This is a genomic window from Roseobacter sp. HKCCA0434 (assembly GCF_032464675.1).
Taxonomy (GTDB): domain Bacteria; phylum Pseudomonadota; class Alphaproteobacteria; order Rhodobacterales; family Rhodobacteraceae; genus Pontivivens.
On sequence record NZ_JAWDKL010000027.1, the window covers coordinates 25,246 to 39,750 of the forward strand.

Annotated in this window: 11 protein-coding genes and 1 pseudogene; 4 read left to right on the plus strand and 8 right to left on the minus strand. The window is 67.1% G+C overall.

Annotated elements, in window-relative coordinates:
* Positions 1–30 precede the first annotated feature (30 nt).
* The 3 genes from RX333_RS14710 to RX333_RS14720 form a co-directional block, all read right to left on the minus strand.
* Positions 31–225, minus strand: a complete 195-nt coding sequence (locus RX333_RS14710; protein WP_316015710.1) for a hypothetical protein — start codon at positions 223–225, stop codon at positions 31–33.
* A gap of 3 nt (positions 226–228) precedes the next feature.
* Positions 229–2,403, minus strand: coding sequence for a 1,4-alpha-glucan branching protein GlgB (gene glgB / locus RX333_RS14715; protein WP_316015711.1), 2,175 nt, complete (start codon positions 2,401–2,403; stop codon positions 229–231).
* Positions 2,404–2,540: 137 nt separating this feature from the next.
* A complete protein-coding gene (locus RX333_RS14720) occupies positions 2,541–5,012 on the minus strand; it encodes a glycogen/starch/alpha-glucan phosphorylase (RefSeq protein ID WP_316015712.1) in 2,472 nt (823 codons plus the stop codon).
* 209 nt (positions 5,013–5,221) lie between these two features.
* Between RX333_RS14720 and gghA the strand changes: the two genes are divergently transcribed.
* Complete coding sequence (gene gghA, locus RX333_RS14725) at positions 5,222–7,573, plus strand: glucosylglycerol hydrolase (RefSeq protein WP_316015713.1); 2,352 nt, start codon at positions 5,222–5,224, stop codon at positions 7,571–7,573.
* 12 nt (positions 7,574–7,585) lie between these two features.
* On the opposite strand, the gene RX333_RS14730 is transcribed toward gghA, so the two are convergent.
* Entirely contained in the window at positions 7,586–8,062 is a 477-nt protein-coding gene (locus tag RX333_RS14730) for a DUF421 domain-containing protein (protein WP_316015714.1), read from the minus strand.
* A 168-nt stretch (positions 8,063–8,230) separates the two neighbouring features.
* Here RX333_RS14730 and RX333_RS14735 point away from each other — a divergent pair, with 168 nt between their 5' ends.
* From RX333_RS14735 to RX333_RS14745, 3 genes are read left to right on the plus strand one after another with little or no spacing between them, the layout of a single operon-like run.
* Positions 8,231–9,460 (plus strand): LL-diaminopimelate aminotransferase, encoded by a 1,230-nt coding sequence (locus tag RX333_RS14735; RefSeq protein WP_316015715.1) that lies wholly within the window; start codon positions 8,231–8,233, stop codon positions 9,458–9,460.
* Complete coding sequence (locus RX333_RS14740; RefSeq protein WP_316015716.1) at positions 9,457–9,780, plus strand: hypothetical protein; 324 nt, start codon at positions 9,457–9,459, stop codon at positions 9,778–9,780. Before RX333_RS14735 ends, RX333_RS14740 begins: the two co-directional genes overlap by 4 nt.
* Positions 9,759–10,403: a LysE family translocator gene (locus RX333_RS14745; protein ID WP_316015717.1), complete on the plus strand. Its 645-nt coding sequence runs from the start codon at positions 9,759–9,761 to the stop codon at positions 10,401–10,403. The genes RX333_RS14740 and RX333_RS14745 overlap by 22 nt, the downstream gene beginning before the upstream one ends.
* Here the strand turns inward: RX333_RS14745 and recN are convergent.
* The 4 genes and pseudogenes from recN to RX333_RS14765 form a co-directional block, all read right to left on the minus strand.
* Positions 10,400–12,052, minus strand: a complete 1,653-nt coding sequence (gene recN, locus RX333_RS14750; RefSeq protein WP_316015718.1) for a DNA repair protein RecN — start codon at positions 12,050–12,052, stop codon at positions 10,400–10,402. The genes RX333_RS14745 and recN overlap by 4 nt on opposite strands.
* Before the next feature lie 4 nt (positions 12,053–12,056).
* Entirely contained in the window at positions 12,057–12,890 is an 834-nt protein-coding gene (locus RX333_RS14755; RefSeq protein ID WP_316015719.1) for an outer membrane protein assembly factor BamD, read from the minus strand.
* A gap of 96 nt (positions 12,891–12,986) precedes the next feature.
* On the minus strand, positions 12,987–13,910 hold the full coding sequence (gene lpxC, locus RX333_RS14760) for a UDP-3-O-acyl-N-acetylglucosamine deacetylase (protein ID WP_410056088.1): 924 nt from the start codon (positions 13,908–13,910) through the stop codon (positions 12,987–12,989).
* 237 nt (positions 13,911–14,147) lie between these two features.
* Positions 14,148–14,505, minus strand: a pseudogene (locus tag RX333_RS14765) (cell division protein FtsZ); the annotation flags it as partial.

Sequence of the window (14,505 nt, forward strand, 5' to 3'; positions counted from 1 at the left end):
CAGGCATAGGGGGCGATCCGCCGCAACGGCTCAGCCCCAGGTGCGCATCCGGTCGATCTCGGCCTGCAGCTCGCGCGTCAGCACCTGCAAGCGCTCCTCGATCCCGGCGATCTCGGCCGCGTCCTCGCTCGCGTCACGCTGCGTGGTCAGAGCCTCGATCTCGACCTGCAACCGGCGTGCGCGCGGATCAGCCCGCCGCTCCCTCCGGAACAGCCAGCCGAGCACCCCTCAGCCCTGATATTCGAAGAACAGCGTCGCGAGCGGCGGCAGCGTGATCGTCAGGCCACCGCCCTCGGCCTCCGCGCCGCCCATGTTGCCGACGCCCGACCCACCGTAGATCTCCGCATCCGTGTTCACGACCTCGGCCCAGCGGCCCGACAAACGCTCGGGCACCGGCACGCGGTAGCGGTCGTGCACGTTCGGCGTCATGTTGGCGACCACCAGCACAGGATTGCCGCCAGGCGCATGGCGCAGCCAGGCGAAGACCGAGTTCTCCGCGTCGTCGCCCAGCACAACCTCCAGCCCGTCGCCTTCGTTGTCGCGGCCATGCAGTGCGGGCAGGCGTTTGTAGGCGTGGTTGAGATCGCGCACGAGGTCGTGCGCGCCACGGTGCAGCGGATCGTCCATCAGGTGCCAGTCGAGCGCGCGGCTCTCGGACCATTCCTGCTCCTGCGCGAATTCCTGCCCCATGAACAGGAGCTTCTTGCCGGGATAGCCCCACACCAACCCGTAGTAAGCCCGCAGGTTCGCGTGTTTCTGCCAGCGGTCGCCCGGCATCTTGGCCAGCAGCGAGCCCTTGCCGTGCACCACCTCGTCATGGCTGAGCGGCAGCACGAAATTCTCGCTCATCGCGTAGTGGAAGGTGAACATCATCTCGCCGTGGTGATGCTTCCGATAGATCGGATCCTTTGACATGTACTGCAGCGTGTCGTGCATCCAGCCCATGTTCCACTTGAACCCGAAGCCGAGCCCGCCTGCGTCCACCGGCTGGCTGACACCGGGGAAGGCGGTGCTTTCCTCCGCGATGGTCATGATGTTCGGGTGCGCGCCGTAGACCGCCTGGTTCATCCGCTTGAGGAAGGCGACGGCCTCCTTGTTGACGTTGCCGCCCTCGTCGTTCGGGACCCACTCCCCCTCTTTCCGGCTGTAATCGAGGTACAGCATCGAGGCGACCGCATCGACGCGCAAACCGTCCACGTGGTATTTCTCGGCCCAGTAGAGCGCGTTGTTCACGAGGTAGTTCTCCACCTCGCGGCGGCCGAAATTGTAGATCAGCGTGTTCCAGTCGGGGTGATAGCCCTGCCGCGGATCGGCATGCTCGTAGAGCGCCGTGCCGTCGAAACGCCCCAGCCCGTGCGCATCCGTCGGGAAATGCGCGGGCACCCAGTCGAGGATCACCCCCAGCCCCGCGCTATGCGCGCCTTCCATGAACCGCGCGAACCCGTCCGGGTCGCCGAAGCGCGCGGACGGCGCGTAGAGCCCCGTCGTCTGGTAGCCCCAGCTGGGATCGTAGGGATGCTCGGAGATCGGCAGGAACTCGATATGGGTGAACCCCATTTCGACGCAGTAGGGGATCAGCCGGTCGGCCATCGCGTTCCAGTCGAGAAAGCCGCCATCGTCGGCCCGCTGCCACGATCCCGCATGCACCTCGTAGATCGAGACCGGCGTGCGGCGCTTGTCCACGCCTGCCCAGTGGTCGACATGGCCCGCATCCTGCCAGTCGTGGTTGCCGTGGCGATGTACGATGCTCGACGTCTCCGGCCGGAACTCGGCGGCGAAGGCGAAGGGATCGGCCTTGAGCGGCAGAAGCTGGCCGTCCGGCCCGATCAACTCGAACTTGTAGGCGGTTCCGGGGGCGATGCCCGGCACGAAGATCTCCCACACGCCCGTGGAGGGGCGCAGCCGCATGACATGGCGCCGCCCGTCCCAGGCGTTGAAATCGCCCACGACCGAGACGCGCCGGGCATTCGGTGCCCAGACCGCGAAATTCGTGCCCTCGACACCCTCATGCGTGGTCACCTGCGCGCCCATCCGGTCGAAGAGGCGGCTGTGCGAGCCTTCGTTGTAGAGGTAGTCGTCCATCTCCCCCAGGAGCGGGATGAAGCTGTAGGGATCGACGTACTCCCACCGCGCGTCCGCATTGGCCGCCCGGATGCGCAGGGGCTCGCGCCCTTTCAGCGTGATCGCGCCATCGAAGAAGCCCTGCGCGTCCCGCCGGTCGAGCGATCCGACCTCGCGCCCGTCCAGTGTCTCGAGCGATACCGTCTCCGCCCCAGGTACGAAGACGCGAGCGATCCAGCCGGCGGAGGTCTCGTGCATGCCCAGCACGCCGAACGGATTGGCATGTGTGCCGGAGAGGATGGCGGCGATCGCGCCCGGCTCGGTCAGGATCTGGTCGGCCATGGGTGTCCTTTCTGCGGTTCGGACCGTCAGCTAGTGCAGCGCAACAGGCAATCAAAACGACCCCACGCGAAAGGGGCAGCGCACCCGCGGCACCGCCCCTTTCATCTTCCCCGCAAATACGCCTGCAACGGCCGCGATCAGGGCAGCACGTTCCAGATCTCGCGCGCGTATTGCCGGATGGTTCGGTCCGAGCTGAAATAGCCCATGCGCGCCGCGTTGCGGATCGCCATCGCCTGCCAGCGGGCGGGATGGCGCCAGATCGCATCGACCTCGCGCTGGGCGTTTGCATAGGCGTCGAAATCGGCGGCGACCATGAACCAGTCGGAGCTGCGCAGTCCGCCGATCAGGTCTCGATACCGATCGGGCTCGTCGGGTGAGAACACACCCGTCTCGATCGCGTGCAGCGCCTGCTCCAGTTCGGGCGAGGCGGCGATCACCTCCGCCGGGTCGTAGCCGTTGGCGCGTTTCTGCGCGACCTCGTCCGCCGTCAGGCCGAAGATGACGATGTTCTCCGCGCCGATATGCTCGCGCATCTCGACATTCGCGCCGTCGAGCGTCCCGATGGTCAAAGCGCCGTTCAGAGCGAACTTCATGTTGCCGGTGCCCGACGCCTCCATCCCCGCGGTCGAGATCTGCTCGGACAGGTCCGCGGCCGGAACCATCACCTCGGCGAGGCTGACATTGTAGTTGGGCAGGAAGCCGACCTTCAGCAGGTCGCGGGTGGCGGGGTCGGAGTTGACGACCTTCGCCACGTCGCCGATCAGCTTGATGATCAGCTTGGCGTTGTGATAGCTCGCCGCCGCCTTCCCGGCGAAGAGCTTGGCACGCGGCACCCAGTCCCGCTCGGGGTGGGAGCGGATCTGGTCGTAGAGCGCCACCGTCTCGACGATGTTGAGCAGCTGACGCTTGTACTCGTGGATCCGCTTGATCTGGATGTCGAACATCATGTCGGGCGACAGCGACACGCCGATCCGCTCCTGCGTCAGGGCGGCGAGCCGCTCCTTGTTCGCGCGCTTGATCGCGGCGAAGCGCTCCTGCGCGGCTCCGTCATCGGCCAGCGTGTCGAGCGCCTGCATCGCGTCGAGATCGGACATGATGTCGGTGCCCGCGGCCTCGCGCGCCATGTCGTAGAGCGCGGGGTTCACCTGCATCAGCCAGCGCCGCGGGGTCACGCCGTTGGTCTTGTTGTTGATGCGCAGCGGATAGAGCTGGTGCAGATCGTGGAACACGGTCTGCTTCATCAATTCGGTATGCAGCCCCGACACACCGTTGATCGAGTGCGAGCCCGCGAAGGCGAGGTTGCCCATGCGCACGCGGCGGCCGCCCGCCTCGTCGATCAGGCTCATGGCCGAGATCTGCGCGTCGTCGAACGTGCCGGTCGCCCGCGCTTCCTTCAGCACCCGCGCGTTGATCTGGTAGACGATCTGCATGTGGCGCGGCAGCAACCGCTCGAACAGCGGCACCGGCCAGCTTTCCAGCGCCTCGGGCAGCAGCGTGTGGTTGGTGTAGGCGATGGTCCGCTTGGTGATGTCCCAGGCCATGTCGAAATCGAGCCCGTGCACGTCCATGAGCAGTCGCATCAGCTCGGCCACGCCCACGGCGGGGTGCGTGTCGTTGAGCTGGATCGCCGCCTTGTCGGGCAGCGACGTGATCCGGTCGAACTGGCTGAGATGGCGGCGGATGATGTCCTGCAGCGAGGCGGAGGAGAAGAAATATTCCTGCCGCAGCCGCAGCTCCTGCCCGGCCTCTGTCTCGTCGGCGGGGTAGAGCACGCGGCTCAACGCCTCCGCCTTGTTGCTCTCGCGCAGAGCGCCGATATGGTCGCCCGCGTTGAATTTGCCCAGCAGGATCGGGTCGACCGGCTCGGCCCGCCACAGGCGCAGGGTGTTCACCCGCTTGCCCTGCCAGCCGACGATGGGCGTGTCGAACGCCTCCGCCGTGAAGGTCTCCGCCGGGGTCCAGGTGCACTTATCCGCATCATCGACAGCGACGGAGCCGCCGAAGCCGATTTCGTAGGCGCTCTCGCGACGCCCGAATTCCCACGGGTTGCCGTGCTCCAGCCAGGTTTCGGGCAGCTCGACCTGCCAGCCATCCTGGATCTGCTGGCGGAACATGCCGTTCTGATAGCGAATGCCGTAGCCATAGGCGGGCACGTCGACGCTCGCCATCGACTCCATGAAGCACGCCGCGAGCCGCCCCAGTCCGCCATTGCCCAAGGCTGCGTCCGGCTCCAGCTGGCGGATCAGGTCGAGATCGACACCCAGCTCGCCGAGCGCTTCCTGCATCTCGTCCACGAGGCCCAGATTGGTCATTGCGTCGCGCATCAGACGCCCGATCAGGAATTCGAGGCTGAGGTAGTAGACCCGCTTGCCCTCGCGCCGATAGGTCTCGCGCGTGCTTTCCATCCATTTCGCGACGACGCGGTCGCGCAGCACCAAAATCACCGCCGTCAGCCAGTCGTCCTGCGTGGCGACGGTCGCGTCCTTGCCGATGCGATAGGTCAGGCGGTCGACGATATCGGCGGCGAGCCGCGCAGGGTCCGAGGATTTCGGCGTCGGCAGGGGAAGGCTCTGGCTGGTTGCCACGGTGCGGCTGGGCTGATCGGTCATGACAACGCTCTCCGAGGAAATCGGCGGGAAGTCCGCTGAGGGGAAGTTGGCGGACGATATGGGCGGGGCGGGTTTGGATGCAAGTGCGAAGAGATCCTCCCTACCCGATATTTCAAACCGGTTTGACACCACCCTTCCGCAGCTGCGAATTGACGATGGGGGCAACCGCGACACACTTGCCGCATGAGCCGACACCGAGGAGCGCCCGCATGATCGACCGCAACGATGACGCAACGACAGCCCTGATCGCGCGGATCGACGACGCCTTCGCGCGCGGAGCGTCCAGCTTCGAGGCCCACCGTGCCATCGCGCCGCTGGTCGGCGCGCACCTGTCCGACGGCCTCGCCGAAGTGGTGTTCTGGACGCCCGAACTGCTTGAACAGCGGATCCCGGCGGGCGACGTCTACCTCGAATGCCTCGAGCCGCCCGAGGATCTCGACCTCTCGCACGCCAGCCAGCGGCTCGACTTCGCCGTCACGCGCGTGCCGATGGAGCGGACGGACGCCTTCTCCGCCGTCGCGGTGTCGGGCATGACCGCGGGTCATCGCGACCGGATCGGCACTTTCTACCGCCTCGCCTGGCAGGATGGCGAAGGCGACTGGCACCACATCCTCGATCCGATGGCCTGGTCCCTGCCCTTCGGCGCCTTCGCCCCGGCGGAGTTCTACGATGCCGAGCGGTTGCTCAACGATCGCGCAGATCGCGACTACTGGCAGCAATTCGCAGGCGACGCTCCCCACAAGTTCGGCCCGCCGGTCAACATCCAGCAGATCCACGTCCCCACCGCGACCTGGGGCGGCACGCTCGCCGCCCTCACCCAGACCTACGAGCGGCTGGCCGAGCGGGTGCGCGCTGGTGCGGACCTGGAACCTCAGGAAAGGCTCTTCGCCGGCTACGACGCCGTGCAGCTGCTGCCGGTCGAGCCCACGACGGTCTACGAGGCCGGTCCCTCCTTCTGGCAGGAAGAGGCGGGAGAGAGGCGCATCACCGTCGATCTCAAGCGTCCGGACACGACGAACTGGGGCTATGACGTGGTGATTGCGGGCATGGGCACCGTGAACCCGGTCCTGCTGGAATCGGGCCGCCCGGAGGAACTGGTGGACTTCGCCGCCGCCCTCCACAACTTCCCCCGGCCCAAGAAGCTGATCCTCGACGTGGTCTTCGGCCATTCGGACAACCAGGGCACGGATGTCCTCAACTCCTACTGGTTCGCCGGGCCGAACATGTACGGCCAGAACATGAATTACCGCCACCCGGCGGTGCGCGCCCTGATGCTGGAGATGCAGCGGCGCAAGGTGAATTTCGGGGCGGACGGCGTCCGCGTCGACGGCGCGCAGGACTTCAAGTGGTGGGATGCCGAGGCCGAGACCCTGCGCCATGACGACGAGTACCTGCAATCCATGTCCGACATCGTGCAGGAGGTCGCGGGCACCCGCTACCGCCCCTGGTTCGTCTTCGAGGACGGCCGCCCCTGGCCGCAGGAGGATTGGGAGCTGAGCTCCACCTATCGCGCCGTGATCGAAAACCAGCACGATTCGGACGTGTTCCAGTGGGGCCCGCTGACCTTCGCGCACAACACGCCGTTCCTCTACGGGTTCTGGCTGTCGAAATGGTGGCGGATCCGGGAGATCCTCAACCATGGATCGAACTGGATTTCGGGCTGCGCCAACCACGACACGCTGCGCCGCGGCACCCAGGTCGACACCAAGCTGAACGTGAACACGCGGCTGGGCGGCACGCGGATGGAGATCCTCGACAAGGCCTATGACAACCCCGCCATCCAGATGGTGACCTATGCCGCCTTCCCCGGCGTGCCGATGGATTTCCTCAACGCCTCGGCCCGCGCCTCCTGGGGCTTCATCCGCAATCAGGACGACAAGTACGGCGTCAAGGTCGTGGCGGAGGAGGCGATCAGCCTGAAATGGCAGGTGGACGAATATTCCTACTCGCTGCCGCAGAGCTTCCCGCGGCTCAAGGCGCTGGGCTTCGAGACACGCGAACAGCTCGCCCGGTTCATGGAGTTCCTGCCTGCGCTGGTGGAGGTCACGGATTACGATCTCAACGTGATCGCCAAGCTCTTGAACGAGGTGGACCCGACGCTCGACGGCCCGCACCCGGTCACGGTGGACGGGCTGAAGGAGATCGCGCGCGCCTGGATGGACGACATGCACGACTACTGCAATGTCGGGCGGCACCATTCGGTGCTGTCGGGCGCGCAGACCAAGTTCAACCACCAGCTGCGCGAGTTCCGGCGCGCCCGCCCCTGGCTGCGCGACAATCTTGGCGACCGCGACCGTTTCGACTACCGCCGCCCCGTGGAGGGAACGGTCCTCTTCACCTCGCTGCGCTACGGCCCGGATGGGGAGCAGGTCTACATGATCGCCCACATGGAGGGCGGCCATACCGGCGATTTCGACCCGCTGCGCCTGCCGATCGAGGGGCTGGAGGGCTTCGGATGGGAGGTCGCCCTGCGCACGCCGCCGATCGGCGGCGACTTCATCGGCGGGCCGATCGACCTGCACGACTCGATGGGGATCGTCTACGTGCGCAAGCCCGGCTGAGCGCGCCGCGCGTCAGGAGCGGCGGACCCCTTCGAGCAGCAGGTCGGCGTCGAAATCGGCATCGTCCCCTTCGGCATGCAGAACGCTGACATCGCCCGTGCTCTCCAGCACCACGGCGCGAACCTGGCCGAGATGCTGCACGTTCGCCTCGCGCAGCTTGGCGATCACGTCCGATCGCGTCACCCGCGATGCGGCGAGGTTGTCGTCGAGGAACGTCCCTCCATCCATCAGCAGCAGCGGCTGGTTGTCGATGGCCTGCCGCACCGGCTCCCAGTTCGCGCGCGCCCGCGCCGTCAGCCATTGCACGGCGAAGATCACGGCCAGCGCCCCGACGCCGCGCCAGACGGACATGTCGCTCGACATCAGAGCGGAGGCCAGCACCGAACCCGTGGCCACCGTCAGCGCAAAGTCGAAGCCCGACATTTTGGTGAAGGCCCGCAGGCCGACGATGCGCACGATCAGGATCGTCGCCGCCAGCAGCAGCAACATGTTCCCTGCGAGGTGGAGCAATGTTTCCAACATGTCCAGCTCAACTGCCGCACCCGCACGATCCGTCAAGAAAATGCGCGCGTCGCGATACGATTCTTCCGTTGCCTCCCCCGAATGACCTCTACATAAAGCTGCAACTCCAATCCCCCGAGTTCAGGACCCGGCCCCATGAGCGAAGAGTTCTACCGCATCAAGCGCCTGCCCCCCTACGTCTTCGCCGAGGTGAACCGGCTGAAGGCGGAGTACCGCGCGGGCGGGGTGGACATCATCGATTTCGGCATGGGCAACCCGGACATGGACACGCCCAGCCACATCGTCGACAAGCTGTGCGAGACGGCGCGCAGGCCGCGCACACACCGCTATTCCGCATCGAAGGGCATTCCCGGACTGCGTAAGGCGCAGGCGGGCTATTACGAGCGCCGCTTCGGCGTGAAGCTCGACCCCGAGACGGAGGTGATCGCGACGCTGGGGTCCAAGGAGGGACTCGCCAACCTCGCGATGGCCATCACCGCGCCGGGCGACGTGATGCTGGTGCCCAACCCCAGCTATCCGATACATCCCTACGGGTTCATGATCGCGGGCGGCACGCTGCGCCACATCCAGACGCTGGTCGACGGCAAGTTCGATCCCGAGGCTTACCTGCGCGCGCTGGAGCAGGCGGTGGCCCACTCGGTGCCCAAGCCCGTCGCCGTCGTCGTCAGCTTCCCCTCGAACCCGACCGCGCAGGTCACCGATCTCGACTTCTACCGCGACCTCGTCGCCTTCGCGAAGAAGCATCACCTGTGGCTGCTGAGCGATCTGGCCTATTCCGAGATCTATTTCGACGGCAACCCGCCGCCCTCGCTGCTGCAGATCGAGGGCGCGAAGGACATTTCCGTCGAGTTCACCTCACTGTCCAAGACCTATGCCATGCCGGGCTGGCGCATGGGCTTTGCCGTTGGCAACCAGCGGCTGATCGGGGCGCTGACCCGGATCAAGTCCTATCTCGACTACGGCGCGTTCACCCCCGTGCAGGTCGCCGCCGCCGCCGCGCTGAACGGTCCCGACGATTGCATCGAGGAAATCCGCGGCATCTACAAGTCGCGCCGCGACGTGCTGGTGCAGGCGATGGCCCGCGCGGGCTGGGACATCCCCTCGCCCCCCGCGACGATGTTCGCCTGGGCCCCGGTGCCCGAGAAGTTCCGTCATCTGGGCTCGATGGAGTTCTCCAAGATCCTGCTGCGCGAGGCGGAGGTCGCGGTCGCACCGGGCGTCGGCTTTGGCGAATATGGCGAGGGCTATGTCCGCCTGGGACTGGTCGAGAACGAACAGCGCATCCGTCAGGCCGCGCGCAACATCCGCCGCGTCATCGACGACGCCGACCGCATCCTCGCCGACTATCAGGGAGCCGACGCATGAGCTGGGATTTCGAGCATCAGAAGGCGGAAACGGCCGTCACGCTCAAACATATCGAGGAAAGCGGCGATCTGGCCGCGGGCACGCCCGTGACGCTCGACCTGGAATTCCTGCCGGTCGAGGGCGCGGATTCCGCCGCCTGCGCCAAGGCACTGCGGACCTTCGGCTACGAGGTCGAGGTGCACGAGGACGGCATGATCGCCGCCCACGCGACCAACGTGCCCCTGACGCTCGACGGCGTCTGGACGCAGGAGGAGCGCGCGACCAAGATCGCGCTGGAACGCGGCTACGAACCCGACGGATGGGGCTTCTGGGAGCCGTGATCGCGGCCGAGAGCCTCGCCGCCTTCGTCGCGGCCTGCGTGGTGATCCTCGCCATTCCGGGGCCGGACATGGCCTATATTGGCGGCCATGCGATGCGCTCGGGCCGGCGGGCCGGATTGCTCGCCGCCACGGGCACGGTGATCGGCGCATCGTTGCACGCATTGGCCGCGTCGCTCGGCGTTTCCGCCATCTTCGCGGCCTCGCCACTCGCGTTCGAGGTGGTGCGCTGGGCGGGGGTCGCCTATCTCGCGTGGCTTGGCGTGCAGACCTGGCGGCGCGCCGGTGAGGCTTCCGCGAAGCCCGACCTTCACGCGCCCGGCGCCGTGATGATCGTGGCCAAGGGGACGGCGATCAACGTGCTGAATCCCAAGGTCGCGCTGTTCTTCCTCGCCTTCCTGCCGCAATTCGCGGACCCCGCCGCGGGATCCATGCTGTCCCAGATGGCCGTTCTGGGCGGGATCTTCGCCGGATCGGCCGCGATCTGGTGCACAGGCCTCGCACTGGTCTTCGCATGGCTTGGGCGGCGCGTGGGAACCTCCGCACGGGTCGGCAAGCTGCGCGATCGCCTCGTCGGCGCGCTGTTCGTCACCTTCGCCGGTACGCTGGCCGTGTCGGACGGCTAGCCTGCCAGCAGGGTCCGCGCGGCCTCCCGCGCGGCGTCGCTGATCGTCTCGCCCGACAGCATCCGCGCGATCTCGTCGGTGCGCTCCTCGGGATCGAGCGGCACCACGCGGGTCGTGGTCATGCCGTCCTCGATCTCCTTAGCGATCCGCCAATGCGCCGCCCCGCGCGCCGCGACCTGAGGGCTGTGCGTGACCACGAGCACCTGCGCCCGCTCGGCAATGGCGGCGAGCCTGCGGCCCACCGCATCGGCCGTCGCGCCGCCGACGCCGCGATCGATCTCGTCGAAGATCATGGTCAGCCCGTCGGCCCGCGTGGTCAGGCAGACCTTCAGCGCCAGCAGGAAGCGCGACAGCTCGCCGCCACTGGCGATCCGGTTGATCGGCCCCGCGGGCGCGCCGGGATTGGTGGCGACGGTAAAGGTGACCTCTTCGCGCCCCTCGGGCCCGTCCGGCGCGGGCGTGATCGCGGTGGTGAAGATCGAGCGTTCCATCTTCAACGGCACCAATTCCGCCTGCATCGCGGCGTCGAGCCGCTTGGCCGCCTCCGCCCGCTTCATGCCGAGTTTCTCCGCCGCCGCGTCGTAGGCCACCTCGGCCTCTTTCACCGCGCGGCCCAGATCGTCGATACGCTCGGCCCCGCCGTCGATCTCCGCCAGCTTCACCCGCATCTCGTCGGCATAGGCCGCGAGGTCGTCCGGCTGCACCTCATGCTTGCGCGCTAAGCCGCGAATGGCGAAGAGCCGCTCCTCCACCCGTTCCAGCTCGTAGGGATCGGCGTCGAGCTGGTCGCGCAGGGCCGCCACCCCCGCCTGCGCCTCGCCCAGTTCGGCCAGCACCCGCTCGATGGCCGCGACAGGCGCATCGGCCAGACCGTCGAGCCCCGCCGCCGCCCCATCGAGCCAACGCAGCGCATCGTTGAGCGGCCCCTCCGCACCTTGCAGGCCCAACGCCTCGTCGGCCTTGGCGACATCCTCGCCCAAGCGGATCGCGGCCTGCATCCGCCGCCGCTGGGTGTCGAGTGTCGCGTCCTCGCCCGCCTCCGGCGCCAGCTTGTCGAGCTCGTCGATGGCGTGGCGCAGGAACTCCTCGTCCGCGCGCGCCGCTTCCAGCGCCTGCTGAGCCGCCTTCAGTGCCCGACGTGCCGCGCCGAGCCCGCGCCAGGCCTCCGCAACCGCAGCGCGCTCTGCCTCCGCACCGGCATAGGCGTCGAGCAGATCGCGATGCCCCTTCGGATCGAGCAGCCCGCGATCGTCATGCTGGCCGTGGATCTCGACCAGTGCCGCCGACAGCAGCCGAAGGACCTCGCCCGAACAGCGCCGGTCGTTGACCCAGGCGGTCTTGCGCCCCTCGGGTGTGTTGGTGCGCCGGATCAGCAGCACACCGTCCTCGTCCGGCAGGTCGGCCTCGTCCAGGATCGCGGCGACGGTCGCATTGCCCGCCACGTCGAATTCCGCGACGACCTCCCCCTTCTCGGCCCCTGCCCGTACCAGATCGGCCCGCCCGCGATGCCCCAGCGCGAAGCCGAGCGCGTCGAGCAGGATCGACTTGCCCGCCCCTGTCTCTCCGGTCAGGACGTTGAGGCCGGGGCCGAAACTCAGCTCCAGCCGGTCGATCAGGATGATGTCGCGAACCGAAAGGCTCAGAAGCATCGGGTCAGAGCCACTCGCCCAGGATGACCTGTCGCCAGATGCGCCGCAGGATGCCGCCTTCGTCCGAAGCGTTCAGCGCCCCGTCGGATTCGAGCAATGCATAGCTGTCGGCGTACCAGTCCGAGCCCGCGTAGTTGTAGCCGAGCACCGAGGCCGAGCGGATCGCCTCCTCGTCCAACCCCAGCGCGAGGTAGGCCTCGACCAGACGGTGCAACGCCTCGGGCGTGTGCGAGGTGGTCTGGTACTCATCGACCACAGCTTTGAACCGCTGGATCGCCGCCGTGTAGAAGCCGCGTTTCAAGTAATAGCGCCCGACCTCCATCTCCTTGCCCGCAAGGTGGTCGAGGGCCAGGTCGAACTGCAGCTCCGCCTCCCGCGCGTACTCGCTGCCCGGATAGCGCTCGATCAACGTGCGCAGGGCCTGCATCGCCTCGACCGTGTTGGCTTGGTCGCGCCCTACATCGGTGATCTGATCGTAATAGGTCTGCGCGATCAGGTACTGCGCATAGGCCGCGTCCGGGTCGGCGGGATAGAACGCGATGAATCGCTCCGCCGCGGACCGTGCCTCGACGAAATCGGTCGCCTCGTAATAGGCGAAGGCCGACATGATCAGCGCCCGCTTGGCCCATTGCGAATAGGGATAGAGACGCTCGACCTCGGCGAAGGTCCGCGCGGCGGTCCGCTCGCGCCCCCGCTCCAGATCGGACTCGGCAATCTCGTAGATTTCCTGCGCGGATCGGCTTTCGATCGCGATCTCTTCCTCGCCCGAGAAGAAGCCGCACCCGCCGAGCGTCAGGCTCAGCATCAGGGCGCCGAGCGCCAGTGTCCCACGCATCATCACGAAAGAGATCCCGTTCCTGCCAGCGGCGGAAAGACCGCCCTTTGCCCCTTCCCTAACACAGGTCAGAACCGGGGGGGAAGCACCGCAAGCCCGTCAGGCGATCCGGCGCAGCGCGATCTCTTCGCGCGCGATACCGGGCAGGCCGCCGACATCGGCGAACCCGCATGTATCGAGGCGGAAGGACCCCGGCGTCGCGAACAGCTTGCGCAGCAGGCGGTTGGTCACGCCGTGCCCGGCACGCACGCCGGTATAGCGCCCGATGATCGGCGCGCCGGCCAATGCGAGGTCGCCAACGGCGTCCAGCATCTTGTGACGGACCGCCTCGTCGGGATGGCGGAAGCCTTCGGGGTTCTGCACGCGCAGCCCGTCGACGACCACCGCGTTCTCCAGCGACCCGCCGAGCGCCAGGCCGTTGGCCCGCAGCGTCTCCACGTCGCCATTGCGCACGAAGGTCCGGCTGTCCATCAGCTGATCCACGAAGGCGCCATTGACCACGGCCATGCTCTTTCGCTGACGCCCGATGGCGGTGCCGGGGAAATCGATATGGAAATCGACCTCGAACTGGTCCGCGGGCTCCAGCGACGCGCAGGCCGCGTCCTCGATCAGCTCGACCCGCTCGAGAATGCGCAGGACCGAGCGGAATTCCGACTGCTCGGTGATCCCGGCCGCCACGAACTGCCGCACGAAGGGCGCGGCGCTGCCGTCCATAATCGGCACTTCCGGCCCATCGATGTCGATCAGCGCGTTCGAGATGCCCACGCCCTGCAAGGCCGCCATCAGATGCTCGATGGTCGAGACCTCGACGCCCGAGGCATTGGCGATGCGGGTGTTAAGCATCGTGTCCGACACAGCGTCCCATGCCGCGGGCACCATGCGGTCCCCTCCGACGCGGTCGGTGCGGCGGAACCAGATGCCGTGATTGGTCGGCGCAGGACGCACCACCAAGGTCGCACGGCGGCCGGAATGCAGGCCGATCCCTTGCATACGGACGGGGCGAACCAGAGTTGTCTGCTTGATCGACTGCACGTTGACCTCGAATGACTGTCCTGTCGTCTTGGCGACAGCGGTGACGGATCATTGATTGATCCTGTTATGTAACGAACAGATACCGATCCGGGTCCCATCCAAGCAAATCAATGAATATGACGGTTTGTGTCACATGATATGGCTCACCCGCCAAGTCACTGATCTCAAACGACAAAGCCCCGCTGCATGAGCGGGGCTTCGACGGTCTTGTTTACTTGTGCCGCGGCGTCAGTTGGCCTGGCGCCGCAGGAATGCGGGGATCTCGATCCGCTGCCGGTCCTCGTCTTCCAGCCGGTCGACGGGGCGCGGGGCGCTCTGCACGACATGCGGCTTGGCGGCCGGGGTCGCGGGGCGCGGGGCCTCGCTGCGCGGCTCGGCCTGCGGCTGCTGACGCGGTGCGGGCGCATCGTGATGGCCCGTCATCCGGTTGATCAGCGAGTTGATGCCGAAGCTGCTCTTGCGATCCTCGTCCTGCACCGCCGGGCGCGCAGGCGCGCCACCCTGGCGCGGCTGCTTGGCCACCGCGGCCTGCAGGCGAGCCATCGTGTCGGGCGTCGGCTCGACCGTGGCAGGGCGCTGGACAGGT

Coding starts and splice junctions, on each gene's coding strand:
- RX333_RS14720 (WP_316015712.1), bottom strand. CDS start 5,012: ATGACCGATCAGCCCAGCCGCACCGTGGCAACCAGCCAGAGCCTTCCC.
- RX333_RS14755 (WP_316015719.1), bottom strand. CDS start 12,890: ATGATGCGTGGGACACTGGCGCTCGGCGCCCTGATGCTGAGCCTGACG.
- gghA (WP_316015713.1), top strand. CDS start 5,222: ATGATCGACCGCAACGATGACGCAACGACAGCCCTGATCGCGCGGATC.
- RX333_RS14735 (WP_316015715.1), top strand. CDS start 8,231: ATGAGCGAAGAGTTCTACCGCATCAAGCGCCTGCCCCCCTACGTCTTC.
- glgB (WP_316015711.1), bottom strand. CDS start 2,403: ATGGCCGACCAGATCCTGACCGAGCCGGGCGCGATCGCCGCCATCCTC.
- RX333_RS14730 (WP_316015714.1), bottom strand. CDS start 8,062: ATGTTGCTGCTGCTGGCGGCGACGATCCTGATCGTGCGCATCGTCGGC.
- RX333_RS14740 (WP_316015716.1), top strand. CDS start 9,457: ATGAGCTGGGATTTCGAGCATCAGAAGGCGGAAACGGCCGTCACGCTC.
- recN (WP_316015718.1), bottom strand. CDS start 12,052: ATGCTTCTGAGCCTTTCGGTTCGCGACATCATCCTGATCGACCGGCTG.
- RX333_RS14745 (WP_316015717.1), top strand. CDS start 9,759: ATGGGGCTTCTGGGAGCCGTGATCGCGGCCGAGAGCCTCGCCGCCTTC.